Genomic DNA, 15,415 nt, shown 5'->3' with positions numbered 1-15,415 from the left:
AATGTAAAATGTACGATCTATCAATGACTTTAGTAATTGTAAATTAATACATTAATCTTACTATTCTTAACAACTTACAAGTCCTTAATGGTTCAAATTTGCATTAAGAAATATTTAAATTTTAAAAATTTAAGACAAAAAAATCCGGAAAAATCTATGAATTATGAAATTGCGGGAGGACCGCGAAGCTGAAAGGTAAATTTAGTCTGAGACCATATTTTTTCCTGAACAGTAAGAATCTGCTCTACTTCATGTGTATAACTTTGAAAAGAAAAATTGAATTCTTCAGGAACTAAAGAATGTCCTGTAGCCAAGAAATGACAAGCCAAACAGTCGGCTGCTTTTTCTTTTATTACATTTTTTGAAATGGTATTTTCTGTTTTTTTAAAGCTGAAACTTTTAAAAACTTCTTCAGAACTGTGATTATGAAAATTTTGAGAAAACATCGCAAGAAAATATATTCCAAACAATAATTTGGAAATAAAATTCTTTAGATTTCTGCTTTCTTTAAAAATCATCAGTCAAAATTATGAAAATAAATTAAAACCCTACATTAAAGTTTTATTAAAATGCTTTGAATATGTAGAAACGATTGATATTTTGTTACAAAATTTTTATAAAAGTTTGTGTTGAGATGCTTCGAAATCAGCATGACATCGTTAATACTAACTATTTTTTTCTACATCTTGTTTGTCATTCCGTAGGAATCTATGCATAATTTTTAAGGATTGAATTGTAAAAATAAGAGCTTAGATTCCTACGGAATGACAAATGAGACAGAGATTTTTCAAAATTTAAATATAAAATCAATCCAATTGAGAAACCAAATGCTCCCATTCCTGAAGAGCCAATTCCAACTCTTCCTTGATTTTATTATATTTTTCCAATGTTTCGTCAGAAGGATTTTCTTTGGTGAAAGAAGCCTCCATTTCTTCTACTTTCGTTTCAAGTTCGGAAATTTTTTCTTCTACTTTTTTCAGTTTATTCTGAATGTTTTTCTGCTCTTTACTTACAATTGTTGATTGATTGGCAACAGGTTTCTCTTCAACTTTTTTCACCTCAACTTTAGGTTCTTCACTGTGAAGTTTTGCTTTTTCTGCAGAAATTTCTCTGATGCTTTCTTTTTGTCTGAATTCAAGATATTCATTGATATCGCCTAAGAATTCTTTCATTTTACCATCACGGAATTCGTAAATCTTATCACAAAGTCCTTGCAGGAACTCTCTGTCGTGAGAAATTACAATTAAAGTACCTTCAAACTTCTGTAGAGCAAGCTTAATAATCTCTTTAGACTGAATATCCAAGTGATTGGTAGGCTCATCCATAATCAACGTATTGAACGGACGCAAAAGCAATTTACAAAGTGCCAAACGGTTTCTTTCACCTCCGGAAAGCACCTTTGTTTTTTTATTTACCGCTTCACCCTGAAAAAGGAAAGATCCTAACAAATCTCTTACTCTCGGTCTTGTCTCTTCGGTTGCAGAATCTTCAGCTTCTTCCTGAACGGTTTTATTGGGTGTTAAAACTTCTTCCTGATTCTGAGCGAAATATCCGATGTTCACGTTATGTCCAAGATTCCAAGAACCCGAATAATCCTGAATATCTCCAGCCAAAATTTTTGCCAGCGTCGTTTTCCCTTGTCCGTTTTGACCAAGAAGTGCAATTCTGTCTCCTCTCTGAACAATAAAATCTACACCATCAAAAATCTGTTTTTCGCCATAAGATTTACCCAGATTTTCAGCTTCGAAAATAACCTTCCCCGGAACTTGTGACTGTACGAAACGGATATTGAATTTTGAAACGTCTTCGTTATCCACTTCAATACGCTCAATTTTATCTAATTTTTTAATTAAAGACTGGGCAAAAGAAGCTTTGGTAGCACTCGCACGGAATTTATTGATGTTATCTTCCATCTGCTTGATTTCCGCATCCTGATTCTTTTTCGCCTGAATAAGTTTTTCACGGCGGTCTTCACGCATTACTAAATATTTGGAATAATTGGCTTTATAATCGTCAACTTTCCTGTTATTCACATCAAAAGTACGGTTACAAACAGCTGTCATGAACTGTTTATCGTGACTTACCAGAACAATTCCTCCGGGATAATCTTTCAGAAAGTTTTCTAACCAGATAATGGATTCCATATCCAGGTGATTGGTAGGCTCATCGAGAAGCATCAAGTCATTTTTCTGGAGCAGCAATTTTGCCAATTCGATTCTCATTCTCCAACCCCCGGAAAATTCGTCGGTTATTTTCTGAAAATCATCTGCTTTAAAACCTAGACCAAACAACACTTTTTCTATATCACCTTCCAGATTATAGGCATCATGGTGCATCAAAAGGTCATTCAGATCGGTCATTCTGTTGATCAAATCGGTGTAAGAATCACTTTCGTAATCAGTTCTTACTGCCATTTGATGATTCACTTCCTCTAATTCTTCTTTCCATGCATTAATCTGCTCAAAAGCCTGCATTGTTTCGTTCCAGACAGTTCTTCCTTTCACAAAATCAAGATCCTGTTTCAGGAAACCGATGGTAATATTTCCTTCGGGAACTACATTTCCTTCGTAGAAAGTGATTTCTCCGGAAAGCATTTTTAATAAAGTGGATTTTCCTGCTCCATTTTTACCAACCAACCCAATTTTATCATCCTTTTTAATGGTGAAATTTACGTTTTGAAACAGATAGTTTCCCGAATGATGTAATCCTAAACCTTGAACCGAAAGCATGTTAAATAATGATTAATAGTGAATAATGAATTTTCGCGTGCAAAAATACGGAAAATAAAGGAATATAATGAAAAGAAAAAGAGCCACTTAAAAGTGACCCTCCAGAAAAACTTATATTAAAAAAATTTATTCTAAAAAAAGAGCTGTCTAACCAGGACAGCTCTACACCTAAATTTAAAACTGAAAAAGTACTAACATTTATTATAAAAATTCTCTTTAATTAATATTGTACGACTCCAATTATCGTTATTCGGAATATTAGTTCCGTATGCGTAATCCACGATAGAATCTTCTACATGGTGGATTTCTGATTGTAATTTTGACTGGTTTGCGCTGACCTGATCGTCAGAATTGCTCGGTACGTTCAACCCGTTGTTTATGAATTCTACATTTGCCCCGGATCTCGAATTGAGTAGTAAAGCAGGATGATATAATCCAAAATTTGCCGATATATGAGTGTAATCTGCCAGTTTTTCGTAATTATAATCCGGCCTCAAAGCTGAAGAAAGATCTTTGCTATAATTCTCCAAAGCATTGGAAAGCTCAATTAAATAAGGGTGTATGTTTGGATCAATCTCAAAATCTGCTTCACTAAAATTTGTACTGAAAATAAGTTCTTCAGTATTGGATTCTGTCAACATTAATCTTCCGTAAACTTTTGAAAGTTCATTATAAACCAACTCTCTTTCAAGATAAGCCTGTGAAAAAATTTCACCCTGATCCAATCGATAGTTTTGAAGAACACTGTTCCAGATTTTATTTCCTTTTGAATCTGTCGCTGCTGTTCTTACATTTTCAACATAAGCAGTAAGATCATCATTTTTCAAAAAATTTGGAGAAATGTAGACCGATTGGGAACCTTCCAGATATCCCCCACCTACATCTGCATGAACTCCGGGAACGAAAATTTCTTTCCAGACAGAGTTTCCTGTTTCAGATTTTGTATCTTCCATATCTTTAGAATCTTCAAAAAAACCTGTCAACGGAAAAAAGTATCTGCATTCGTTCACGGCACAAAGATGAAGCGCTCTTTCCGTTCCCGGTAAAACCGTCACATCGTAATCGTTGAACGGTGCAGATTCTACGGTATCAAAAACACCTAAAAATTTTATATGAATGTTTCCTGAAACTTTAGAATCAGGACTCAATAATTCATTGCATAAAGCTCTCGCCAACATACATCCTCTGCTGAATCCGTACACATAAAAATTATATTCTTTGGTTGCATCAATTACAATTTTGTTAATAAAATCATATGCTTTTGCCAGTTTATCGTCTGAGGAATATCCGCTGTATCCCATAGGATTTTTGCAGGTTGCCATTGCATAATCGCTGTCTTCAGCACCTGCAACAGTACCGATTCCTTCTATGTAAATCTTTTCATTACCGGTGAATAATTCTGATAATTTATAAATATTGGTAATATTATTGTAATAGCTTTCGTTGTTTTTCGAGGGTTTTTGAGAGGAAGTCGCATTCACTCCGTTGTTTCCAGTTCCGTCGAAGAAAATTCCGACAGAAATAATATCGTTTTTCATGTCACTTTGTGGTTTTATATTAATCTTCATTAATAATGAAGTACTTATTTAATGAACTCTTCAAAGTAACGATGAAAAAAACAGGGATTGTATAGTAAAAAGTACTAAATAAAAAATTCCGTATTTCTACGGAATCAAATTCTTTCTAAAGGATAAATATTGTTAATAATTGCGTAAATTACAATTCCAACTGTATTTTTAGCGCCGATTTTTTCGACGATTCTCTGTCTGTGGCTTTCTACTGTTCTTGGACTGATGAATAATTTTTCTGCAATTTCGTTGTTGGTACATTCCTGACAGATCAGTTTTACGACATCTTTTTCACGGTCGGAAAGTTCGTCGTCCATCTCGAAAAGGGTTCTTTTTTTTGTGGGACTGTTCATATAGGATAAAATCATCTGATGATCTTCCGGTGTAAAGAAAATACCATTTTTATACACCATTGTAATCGCTTCTATGAAAGCATTTCTGTTTGAGTTTTTAGGTAAAAAAGCAGAAACTCCCAACTTCACCATGTAACCCAAAATCGTGGTTTTATAATGAGAAGAAAGGATAATGATTTTAAGATCGGGATATTTTTCTTTCAGAACCTCTACCAGTTCAAAACCGTTCATTGGCTGCATCTGAACATCCACCAAGGCAATATCCGGAAAACTTTCTGCGGAAATATTTTCCAATGTTTCCAAAAAAACCGGTCCGGTTACAGAGGTAGAAACTACCGAAATATTCTGCTCGGAAGACAGTAACATTTTCACCCCTTCAAGGATTAGCTGTTCGTCATCAATTAATGCTATTTTGATTTGAGAATTCATTGTTGTATGGAATTTTAATTATTAAACGGCTGCCTTCATTTAAAACATTTTTCCATTTGTGCGCCGCATTCATAGACTTTATTCTGGATTCGATATTTTTGATACCCATTCCTCTTTTCACCTCTTCATATTCAAAACTCTGTCCGTTATCCGAAATGATAACCGCGAGATTTGTCTTGTTATCTTTAATATAAATCCAGACTCTCGTTGCTTCCGAATGTTTGAGAACATTGGTTGTAAATTCCTGTATAATTCTGTATAATTGAACTTCTATGAAGATGTCTTTTTTCTGAAACTTCGGACTTACATTCATCGAAATATTAATCCTTCCTGATAAATTGGCGATCAGTTCTTCAATATATAAGACCAAACCTACAGATTCCAGATTTACAGGATATAGTGAATGCGAAATGCTTCTTGCAGAATCTATCAGAGAAGACATCTGTGTCGTAATATTTCTTTTAATTATTTCGTCACCTTTTGTATCCAGATTATTCAACCATAATGAAAGAATATTCAGACGATTCCCGATATCATCATGAATCATTACGGCAATTCTTTTTCTTTCCGATTCCTGAGCTTTGATATTTTCTAAAACCAGTCTTTTCTGATGCAAAACTTCTGCTTCATACTGCGCATTTTTTTCTTTAACAATTCTCTGAATAAAACTTCTGTACGCAAGCAAAATAAAAGACATGATGATTACCAGAACGGCAATCAAAGCAATAAAAAAAGTGATATTTAAGGTTATTTCTTTAATTTTAAAAAGGTATAAATGATTGATAAATAAAGGAAACTGCAAAGCAGATTATTAATACTCCATATTATCTTGGCTTCTGCCTCTCCCAAATTTGAAAGCTGACGAAGAAGGAAAAATAAAAACACAGATAAAGTATAATACAGAAAAATAAAACTGTCTGCCAACATAAACCTGTCATTGATTTTACTGTTTTTAATTTCGGTAAGCAGTGCATATCCTGCAAAGCAGATCACCACAATATTTGAAATCACTTTCTTGACATCATCCGTCACATGACTGTTATCAATAAAAAGGTAACCTGCCAGAATAGCAAGCGGGATATACCAGTAATACGGCATCTTCAATTTCCTTATAAACAGAATTCCCAGAACCAAAAGCTCCCCGGAAACATAATAAGGAAAAATAAAACTTAAATCTTTAACAGCGAGCTGATAAAGAGATATTTTAACAATAGCTTCTATCAAAAAAAGAAAAATGATATAATAGACATACCATTTTTCTGTATTTTTAAAAAATTTGTACTTGATAAGTCCTAAGACAGCACAAATGAAAAGTAAACCATTATTGAGATAAAGTATTACTTCGTAAATTTCCACAATATATTTTGGTTAAAATTATTACATATACGGGCAAAGAGGAGGGCATGGCTGCGACCAATCGTATGTATTGGATATTTTTTCTACACTTCCTGTATTTTCAAGATCCTGATAGAAAGAAATAAAAATTAAGGTTGGCAAAACTCTCTGATATACATCAGAAAACTTCAGTCCAAATGAGCAAATCATGTTGGTAAGTCCCGGTTTTGGGGGATTCAGGTTTTCTGAAGGCACATAAAATTTTCTGAAAATTCTGCTTCCTTCAAACTCTGAACATTCTCTGTAAAACCAATTCATTCCTTCATTTCTCCATGATTCTATAGCTTCTACAGCTTTATCCTGCTCCATCATCGGCTTGTTTGAAATTGGCCAATACATATCAGAACTGTCATCAACCGTTCTAAGATCTTTGGATAGGATTGCATTTTTCACAACAGTATATTGCTCTGTTTCTACTAAATTCAGATCTCCCTCCAATTCACTTAAAACACTATACGGATAATCTGCAACAATTATTTTCTGACCCAATGGATCTAAAGGGCAAAGAATTGCAACAAGCTGATCACGATAAATTCCTATTTCTGTACAGAACTCTGTATTCTTATTGACATTTTTCATCCAATCAATCTGTTCAGAATCAAAATTAAAAACATAGTTCATCGGGATCAGGTTTTTAATTGCTGTATAATTTCCACAGCAGTTTGTCCAGTCTGCGATCGCAACATCATATTGTTCTCTGGTGAATGTATTCATATTTTCCACGGTATTTTTAGTGGCATAAAATTATATAAACTAAACTACTTGTGCAAGTATCTCACAGATAATTGAAAATTAGTTAATAATTCCTTACCGTTATATGATAACAGCTTTGTTGCTTTTCTTTTATGTAATAAATCCTACCCAAATTGTAATAATATTTTAATACTTTTTCCAAAGCTGCTTCCATTTTAGGATTATACTTCAGAACACCATTAAAACGGACATAAGAAATATCGAAAGAATTGCCATAATTATGTGAGCTAATTCCTAATGAAGCATTAGAATTCACCCTTCTTAATCTGCATTGATCCTCCAGCGTCCTTGTAATCGACGAAACCGTAAAACTATTTCCTTTTGTATCCTTGCTAAAACGTGTACCCATCTTTTCCAGCATTAATTTCCCTTTAGAAACCATCCATGCTCTGCTATAATCGAGTTTTTGCACATGATATCCTTTTCCGGATTTTTTTATTTTATGGAACTTTCCGTTGTTGATATATTTCAAAACAGTCTTTGAATCCTGTAAAATTTTTACTCCAAAACTTTTTGAAGCATCCAAATGTGGTTTATAAAGTAAAGTCGGCTCCACTTTTAAAACTTCAGAAAAATCATAGCATGGTAAAGCTTTTTTTGCTGCCTGAGAATAAAAAGAGCCATGAATAAGGGATGCAAAAATTACACACAAAAACTTTTTCATTAAAGACGCTTTAAATTATTAAATTAAAAATAATCATTTATGCTATACAATTCAACTGCCATTAAGAATATAATTTTGTCATTTCGACACAGAAATTAAAAATCAGATTATTAAATTCATAATTAATACTCACTCAAATTTGAAATTTATTTAAAATTTATCTTTTTGATTTAAGATTTAAATCCTAAATTTGAGATACATTTTAAAATAAACAATATGATAAAAAAACTTTTTGCTGAGTTCTTCGGCACATTTTGGCTTGTTTTCGGAGGTTGCGGAAGTGCAATCTTTGCATCACAAATTGCTCCGGCTTCTACTGGACAACTAGGGATTTTACTAGTTGGAGTTGCTTTGGCTTTCGGTCTTACTGTTCTAACGATGGCTTATGCGGTAGGTCACATTTCCGGAGGACATTTCAATCCTGCTGTTTCTTTCGGATTATTGGCAGGAGGCAGGTTTCCAGCTAAAGATCTACTTCCTTATGTTGCTTCACAGTGTTTAGGTGCTATTGCAGCTGCAGGAGCTTTATTCATTATTTTGAGCGGTTCCGGGACACCTGATTTTTCCGCACCGGGAGCTTTTGCCACCAATTTTTATGGTGAAGCCGTCTATTTCGGGAAAAGCTATTCTATGGGTGCTGCATTTTTAACTGAATTTTTACTGACAGCGTTTTTCCTTATCATCATTATGGGAGCAACAGACAAATTCGCTGAAGGAAAATTTGCAGGAATCGCAATCGGTTTAGGATTAACATTAATTCATTTAATTTCAATCCCAATCACAAATACTTCTGTAAATCCTGCGAGATCACTTTCTCAGGCAGTTTTTGTGGGAGGAAATGCAATGTCTCAGCTTTGGCTATTCTGGGTTGCACCCATTTTAGGAGCTGTAGTCGGAGGATTAATCTATAAATTTCTGTTACAAAGAAATGATATGGAACCACTAGGTAACTAAAAAAATAAAAAAATCCTGTCAAATTCGACAGGATTTTTTATTTCAACTTCTTTATTTCAAAAGGATTTTTGAAGATCAGCTCTTCGTATTTGCCTTTAATTTCCATTTTTCTTTGTAATAGATTAAGAGCCATTTTTCGAAGGAAAAGATCTTTGTCATTCAAATTCCAATAAGAATCTTCATGAACTTTTTTAGGTTTCCGGATAGAATAAAATTCGGTTTCCCAAGAATCAACATTATGATAAAATTCAATAATTCCGCAATGTTCTGGAATTAAAGTGTGATCGACCATTCCCATCGGCAGCAAAAAACTGAAGGCATTGCAAACATAATCTCCACAGGAAATTTTATCGTGTTTTAAAAATTTTTCGCCCGTTTTTGTATTGATATAAGATTTTTTAAAGTCGTTTTTAAAATCACTTTTAGAAAGTTTAATTTCAATTTCATGACTAAAACCCTCAGAATCAATAATCAGTAGATCTGCCTCCCAATCCGCCTGAAAATAATTAGTCAAAATAATTTCCTTCTCAAAATTACATTGAGAATGGATAAATGCATGAACCAGTTCTTCAATTTTCAACTTCATAAACCTGAAATTTTAAACTTAAAACTAAATTATGAAACCAAAAGGCTGCAACCTCTGATATCCGAATGATCTATTCTTCCTAAAACCTGGAATCTATCTCCAACAATTTTCCCTAAATCCTGAGTGGCAATAAACGAACATGAATGAATATTAGCCAAATCAATAATGTTGATTGCACCAGTTCTTCCCTCTTTTTCGTAATTAAACGGATCTTCTGCGTTTCTTACCATAATTCTCATCCAATTCGGACACTGATATTCGTTTTTTCCTAAAGAGTATGCTTGTGAAAGAAGTTCTGTCATTGAATATTCCGAATAAATTTTATCCGTTTTAAAACCTTCCTGCAAAATTGCCAATAATTCGTCTTTTGTCATCTCTTCTTTTCTTCCTTTCATTCCGCCGGTTTCAATTATCGTTAGAGTATCAGAGAATTTGAGAGTTTTAGAGCTGGAATCACAAAAATCTAAAAAATCTAATAATGCAAAAGAAACCCCGAAAAGAATAACTTTTTTATCTTTTAACTGATTCAGCAATTTAAATAAATCGGAATGATTGTAAAGAAAATATCCATTTTCAGATTTGGCAGATTTTTTCATTAAATAATCCACCATATATATTAAGGAAGAATTTTGTTTTTCAAGATAACTTGGCAAAAGACCTAAAAAAATAAAATCTTCCGGCTTTCCGATGAATTGCTCAAAACTTTTGTAAATACTTTCCTCATAAATATTTTCATCAGCAATAAAATGCTTAGACAAATTCATCTGTGTTGTTCCCGAACTTTGAAAAAATCGGTCAGCTGTCACATTTTTATCAAGGATCCGGTGATTTTTAAACATTTCGATTGGCAGAAACGGAATTTTTGTCAGACAATTCACTTCACCAGGATTAATGTTCAGATAATCTACGAAACGCCTGTATATCTCAACATTTTCGTATTGATAACTAAAAATTTTCAATGATGCAGTCAAAAAGTCCTGATCTGTCTGTATGTCGAATATGTTTTCCACTTCTAAAGTATTTTAAATCTTATGATCTCATTTTAAATCAGTTAATAAAACAAGAATCTCTTTTAATGTTTTTTTAATCTAAAAAAATAATTTTTGGTCAGGTTATTGCAATGGAATAAGCGGAATATGGATTAAAAACAAGAGTGAATTTCGGTTTGCTCTGTGGATTACCTCATTTATGGGGTAATTTTTTTGTGCTTTCTCCGAAAGTTTTTAATTCAAAATCATGTTCGAAAACACCGTATGTAAAATACGAAATCCAGTCTCCTAAATTGATATATTCTGCCTTTCCTTCCAAATTCAAAACCATTGGAAGATGGCGATGCCCGTAAATAAAATAATCGATCTTCTGTGTTTTCAGTTTTTCTTTTGAATAAATAATTAAAAATTCTTTGTCTTCACCCAAAAACTCTTTGTCTTCGTCTCCCGAAATCATTTTATTTTTCTGAGACATATACAACGCGATTTTCATTGCAATATCAGGATGAAGCCACTTGAAAAACCACTGTGCGACGGGATTTGTAAAGACTTTTTTCATTCTTTTGTATCCTTTATCTCCAGGTCCCAGACCGTCCCCGTGAGCGAGCAAAAATTGTTTTCCGCCCATCTCAAAATATTGTTTTTTGTAAAAAACCGTGCATCCGATTTCTTCTTCCAGATAATCTTTCATCCAAAGATCATGATTTCCTACAAAAAAGTAAATGTGAATTCCACGATCTTTTAATTCTGCAATTTTCCCTAAAACACGAACATATCCTTTCGGAATGACATGTTTCCATTCATGCCAGAAATCAAACAAATCACCCATTAAAAACAAAACCTGAGCATCATGCTTAATCTCGTCCATCCAACGGATAAAACGCTCTTCGCGCACTTTACTTTCCTTAGGATTCGGAGCACCAAAATGCTGATCTGAAGCAAAATATACTTTTTTCCCAGGTTCTAAATTGATGGTAGTTTTTAACACCGTTTCGAATTTTATTGAATAAATTATTGATTATCTTCCGCAAACCACTCCCCGTAAGAGTTTTCAGTTTCGTGAAGTTTAAGATATGCCAAAGAAATTCCTTCCGGAAGTTTTGATTTTATTTTTGCAGCAATAGCATACAACATATTTTCGCAAGTTGGCTGAAAAGTGCAGTAAATCACTTTATGACCTTGATTTTCCAAGCTTTCTCCCAATTCTTTATGAGGTGAAAGTCCGTTGATTAAAACTGCATGATCCCAAACATCCACAATTTCCGATTTTACGATACTTTTGATATCTCCAAAATCCACTACCATCCCATTTTTAGGGTTCTCCAAATCATTTACAGGCTTTCCTTTCACTGTTACAAACAGCTTATAAGAATGTCCATGCATATTTTTACATTTTCCGTCGTAGTTGTACAGCACGTGAGCTGTTTCGAATGTAAAAATCTTTGTAATACGTATCATGGTGCAAAGATAAGGAATTTGAATTTTGAATTTACCTTCTCATTTTACAAACTGCATCAATTACAACTTCTCCAGCCAGTCACTTTCCAATCTTTTAATTCTCTGCGTTTTTACATCAATTAAAACCCAAAGCGTCAGCGAATCTACAACGAGTTTACCGTTACAGTAAAACTCAACTTTCCGTGGCTGCTTAGCTCCTTCCGGTGCTTTTGGATAGGTCTTTATTGTAATAATATCACCTAAATATACCTGTTTTTTATATTGAATATGATGATCGAGAAGCATCCAGATATCTTCAGGATATTCAGTGATATGTTTTACAAAATCCCAGTGTTCACCGGCAATTTCTTCCACCCAATGAACATATTGAACATTATTTACATGATTATTTCCGTCAATATGCTGTTCTGTAACCTGTATTTGTTTTTCAAAAATCAAACCCATCTTCTTCAAATATTATTCAAAATTAAGATATAAAAAATAAACCTTCCCAAATCGAGAAGGTTCTAACAATTAAATTTATTTAAAATGGAACTTTTTAATGAAACTGCGCCGTTTCTGTAGAATCTTTCATCGCTACTGTTGCTGAAGAACCGCTTGTAACAATATTCTGGATCTCATCGAAATATCCTGTTCCTACAAAAGACTGATGTTTTACTGCTCTGAAACCCTTCTGCTGCAAAGCAAATTCACGCTCCTGCAATTCAGAATACCCCGCCATTCCTTTTTCTTTATAGGCTAAAGCCAGTTCGAACATTGCCGTATTCAATGCATGGAAACCCGCTAGCGTTATAAACTGGAATTTGTAGCCCATTTTGGCTAATTCCTCTCTAAAATTCAGCATTTCATCAACATTCAACCTCGCTGCCCAGTTGAAAGATGGCGAACAATTATAAGCCAACATTTTTCCTGGAAATTTTGCATGAATTCCATCTGCAAATCTTTTTGCCTGTTCGAGATCAGGATTTGAAGTTTCCATCCAGATCAAATCTGCGTACGGAGCATAAGACAAACCTCTGTCAATTCCCTGCTCTACTCCGTTTTTCACCACGTAGAAACCTTCGGAAGTTCTTTCTCCGGTCACAAATTTTTTATCCCGGTCATCAATATCTGAAGTCAACAAATCCGCTGCGTCTGCGTCTGTTCTTGCAATAATTAAAGTCGGGACACCTAAAACATCAGCTGCCAAACGGGCAGAAATTAATTTATTTATTGCTTCCTGCGTCGGAACCAACACTTTTCCACCCAAATGACCGCATTTTTTTGCAGAAGACAGCTGATCTTCAAAATGTACTGCAGCAGCTCCGGCTTCAATCATTTGTTTCATCAGTTCATACGCATTCAGATTTCCTCCGAAGCCGGCTTCTGCATCCGCGATAATCGGAACTAAATATTCTTTTTCTCCACCTCCACTCACAGATTGAATTTGATCTGCTCTTAATAACGCATTATTTATCTTCTTCACTACAGAAGGTACTGAATTCGCAGGATACAAAGATTGATCAGGATACATTTCCCCAGACAAATTCGCATCTGCTGCAACCTGCCATCCTGAAAGATAAATAGCTTCCAAACCCGCGTCAACTTCCTGTACCGCCTGATTTCCTGTCAAAGCTCCCAATCCCGCAACGAAATCCTGAGAGTTTAATTTGTCCCAAAATTTCTTTGCCATTTCGGCTGCAATTGTATAATCTAATTTATAAGAACCACGAAGTTTCAAGACATCATCTGCTGTGTAAGGTCTTTTTGTACCATTCCAACGTGGATTTTCCAGCCATTCTTTTTCTATTTCCTGAATTTGATCTTGTTTTGTTTTCATAATATTGTTGTTTTAGTTAATTATTGTTTGGTGTTAGTTACTAATTGTTGGTTGTTGGTTGTTGGTTTTTAGTTTTTAGCAAATAGCTTTAAACCCTCAAACACTATATCTTTCTTTCCCACTTAAATAAAAGGATATGCTTTTAGTGTTAAAAATTCTTCAAAGTTTTCACAGAAAATTAATTCATTAAAAAGTTCTTTAGCAAGACTGAACTTTCCATTTTTGAAACGTTCCTCACCAACATATTTTTCGATACGTTCAAGTTCTTCAAATTCCCACTGAAGAATCATTTCTCTTGTTAAGATTCGATCGTCACTTAAAACAGCTTCATTTTTCAGCCATTGCCAGATTTGCGTTCTAGAAATTTCTGCGGTTGCCGCATCTTCCATCAGATTATAAATTGCTGCTGCTCCAATTCCCATTAACCATGATTCTATGTAAAGAATTCCGACATTGATATTTTTTCGGACACCTTTTTCTGTGATTTCACCTTTCGGAATTTCCAGCAAATCATTTTCTGTAATCTGATAATCAAACTTTTTATCAATCTGATTTTGTGAAGGCATAAATTGATCAAAAATATCTTTTGCTACAGAAACCAAAGCCGGATGCGCCACCCAGGTTCCGTCGTGACCGTTTTTCACTTCACGTTCTTTATCTTTTCTCACTTTTCCGAAAGCCTGGCTATTCGCTTCATAATCATTTTTAACAGGAATTTGTGCTGCCATTCCGCCGATTGCATGAACATTTCTTTTGTGACAAATTTCAATTACTCTTTTAGAATAAGCATTCATAAAAGGGGAAGTCATCGTCACCTGATCTCTATCCGGAACAATAAACTGAGGAAGATTTCTGAATTTTTTAATGAATGAAAATATATAATCCCACCGTCCGCAATTCAAACCTGAGCTGTGTTCTTTTAATTCAAATAAAATTTCGTCAATTTGAAAAGAAGCTGTAATTGTTTCAATTAAAACCGTTGCTTTGATTGTTCCCTGCGGAATTCCAAGATAATTTTGAGAAAAAACAAAAACTTCATTCCACCAACGGGCTTCTTTGTGATGTTCTAGTTTTGGAAGATAAAAATAGGTCCCGCTTCCGTTTTCCAATAATTGTTTGATGTTTTTGAAAAAGTAAATTCCAAAATCAATTAATGAAGCTGAAGTTTGTTCGCCATTAATTTCAATATGTTTTTCATTCAAATGTAAACCTCGCGGACGAACTAACAAAACAGCCGTTTTTTCATTTAGCTGATATGATTTTCCCTGCTCATTAGTGAAGTCAATTCTTCGGTTAATAGCATCGGAAAGATTCATTTGACCTTCCATACAGTTTTTCCAGGTCGGAGAATTACTGTCTTCAAAATCTGCCATGAATGTTGATGCACCGGAATTCAAAGCATTAATAATCATTTTCCGGTCGACAGGTCCTGTAATTTCCACTCTTCTGTCCAATAAATCTTCAGGAAGTGGGGAACAAACCCAATTTCCGTTTCGGATTTCTTTAGTTTCAGGCAAAAATTTCGGAAGAATTCCTTTATCAAATTCCTGTTGTGTGTGTTTTCTTTCTTCTAAAAGATCAATTCTTTTTTGATTAAAATTCTGATGAATTTCAACCAAAAAATCGATTAAATCGCTGGTGAAAATTTCTTCATATTGTTGTTGAGCCTTGATTTTCAATTGAGTTTTGGTTTCCATATCGTTTTGATTTTATAATTC

General features: G+C 34.0%; 16 protein-coding genes. 1 reads left to right on the top strand and 15 read right to left on the bottom strand.

The window, feature by feature from the left end; translation table 11 throughout:
• Nucleotides 1-161 precede the first annotated feature (161 nt).
• From ABD745_RS02210 to ABD745_RS02175, 8 genes are all read right to left on the bottom strand, one after another.
• The gene (locus ABD745_RS02210) at nt 162-518 is read right to left on the bottom strand and encodes a hypothetical protein (RefSeq protein WP_344824513.1); all 357 of its coding nucleotides are present in this window, start codon (nt 516-518) and stop codon (nt 162-164) included.
• 288 nt (nt 519-806) lie between these two features.
• Nucleotides 807-2,729 carry an ABC-F family ATP-binding cassette domain-containing protein gene (locus ABD745_RS02205; RefSeq protein WP_344824510.1) on the bottom strand — a complete coding sequence of 641 codons (1,923 nt, stop codon included), beginning with the start codon at nt 2,727-2,729 and terminating at the stop codon, nt 807-809.
• 191 nt (nt 2,730-2,920) lie between these two features.
• A complete protein-coding gene (locus tag ABD745_RS02200; RefSeq protein ID WP_344824507.1) occupies nt 2,921-4,267 on the bottom strand; it encodes a T6SS phospholipase effector Tle1-like catalytic domain-containing protein in 1,347 nt (448 codons plus the stop codon).
• Between the two features lie 134 nt (nt 4,268-4,401).
• Nucleotides 4,402-5,079: a response regulator gene (locus ABD745_RS02195; RefSeq protein ID WP_344824504.1), complete on the bottom strand. Its 678-nt coding sequence runs from the start codon at nt 5,077-5,079 to the stop codon at nt 4,402-4,404.
• Nucleotides 5,048-5,776, bottom strand: coding sequence for an ATP-binding protein (locus ABD745_RS02190; RefSeq protein WP_052185988.1), 729 nt, complete (start codon nt 5,774-5,776; stop codon nt 5,048-5,050). The genes ABD745_RS02195 and ABD745_RS02190 overlap by 32 nt, the downstream gene beginning before the upstream one ends.
• 50 nt (nt 5,777-5,826) lie before the next feature.
• Nucleotides 5,827-6,435 carry a hypothetical protein gene (locus ABD745_RS02185; protein ID WP_344824500.1) on the bottom strand — a complete coding sequence of 203 codons (609 nt, stop codon included), beginning with the start codon at nt 6,433-6,435 and terminating at the stop codon, nt 5,827-5,829.
• A 21-nt stretch (nt 6,436-6,456) separates the two neighbouring features.
• Nucleotides 6,457-7,188 (bottom strand): hypothetical protein, encoded by a 732-nt coding sequence (locus ABD745_RS02180; RefSeq protein WP_344824497.1) that lies wholly within the window; start codon nt 7,186-7,188, stop codon nt 6,457-6,459.
• Nucleotides 7,189-7,270: 82 nt separating this feature from the next.
• Complete coding sequence (locus ABD745_RS02175) at nt 7,271-7,891, bottom strand: DUF5715 family protein (RefSeq protein WP_344824494.1); 621 nt, start codon at nt 7,889-7,891, stop codon at nt 7,271-7,273.
• A 219-nt stretch (nt 7,892-8,110) separates the two neighbouring features.
• Here ABD745_RS02175 and aqpZ point away from each other — a divergent pair, with 219 nt between their 5' ends.
• Nucleotides 8,111-8,845, top strand: coding sequence for an aquaporin Z (gene aqpZ / locus ABD745_RS02170; RefSeq protein ID WP_344827184.1), 735 nt, complete (start codon nt 8,111-8,113; stop codon nt 8,843-8,845).
• Between the two features lie 37 nt (nt 8,846-8,882).
• Here aqpZ and ABD745_RS02165 read toward each other — a convergent pair whose 3' ends face one another.
• From ABD745_RS02165 to aceB, 7 genes are all read right to left on the bottom strand, one after another.
• Nucleotides 8,883-9,431: a hypothetical protein gene (locus ABD745_RS02165; RefSeq protein WP_344824491.1), complete on the bottom strand. Its 549-nt coding sequence runs from the start codon at nt 9,429-9,431 to the stop codon at nt 8,883-8,885.
• A 29-nt stretch (nt 9,432-9,460) separates the two neighbouring features.
• The gene (locus tag ABD745_RS02160) at nt 9,461-10,441 is read right to left on the bottom strand and encodes a LuxE/PaaK family acyltransferase (protein ID WP_344824488.1); all 981 of its coding nucleotides are present in this window, start codon (nt 10,439-10,441) and stop codon (nt 9,461-9,463) included.
• A gap of 172 nt (nt 10,442-10,613) precedes the next feature.
• Entirely contained in the window at nt 10,614-11,408 is a 795-nt protein-coding gene (locus ABD745_RS02155; RefSeq protein ID WP_047399602.1) for a metallophosphoesterase, read from the bottom strand.
• Between the two features lie 23 nt (nt 11,409-11,431).
• Entirely contained in the window at nt 11,432-11,878 is a 447-nt protein-coding gene (locus tag ABD745_RS02150) for a 6-pyruvoyl trahydropterin synthase family protein (RefSeq protein ID WP_344824483.1), read from the bottom strand.
• A 60-nt stretch (nt 11,879-11,938) separates the two neighbouring features.
• Nucleotides 11,939-12,322, bottom strand: a complete 384-nt coding sequence (locus ABD745_RS02145) for an acyl-CoA thioesterase (RefSeq protein ID WP_344824480.1) — start codon at nt 12,320-12,322, stop codon at nt 11,939-11,941.
• 94 nt (nt 12,323-12,416) lie between these two features.
• Entirely contained in the window at nt 12,417-13,697 is a 1,281-nt protein-coding gene (gene aceA / locus ABD745_RS02140; protein WP_425549777.1) for an isocitrate lyase, read from the bottom strand.
• 122 nt (nt 13,698-13,819) lie between these two features.
• Nucleotides 13,820-15,394 (bottom strand): malate synthase A, encoded by a 1,575-nt coding sequence (aceB, locus tag ABD745_RS02135; RefSeq protein WP_344824477.1) that lies wholly within the window; start codon nt 15,392-15,394, stop codon nt 13,820-13,822.
• Between the last annotated feature and the right edge of the window lie 21 nt (nt 15,395-15,415).

Source organism: Chryseobacterium ginsenosidimutans (assembly GCF_039536845.1).
In the GTDB taxonomy this organism is placed as follows: Bacteria; Bacteroidota; Bacteroidia; order Flavobacteriales; family Weeksellaceae; genus Chryseobacterium; species Chryseobacterium ginsenosidimutans_B.
The sequence above is the reverse complement of the archived record's forward strand: the minus strand, read 5'-3'. Positions and strand labels throughout refer to the sequence as shown.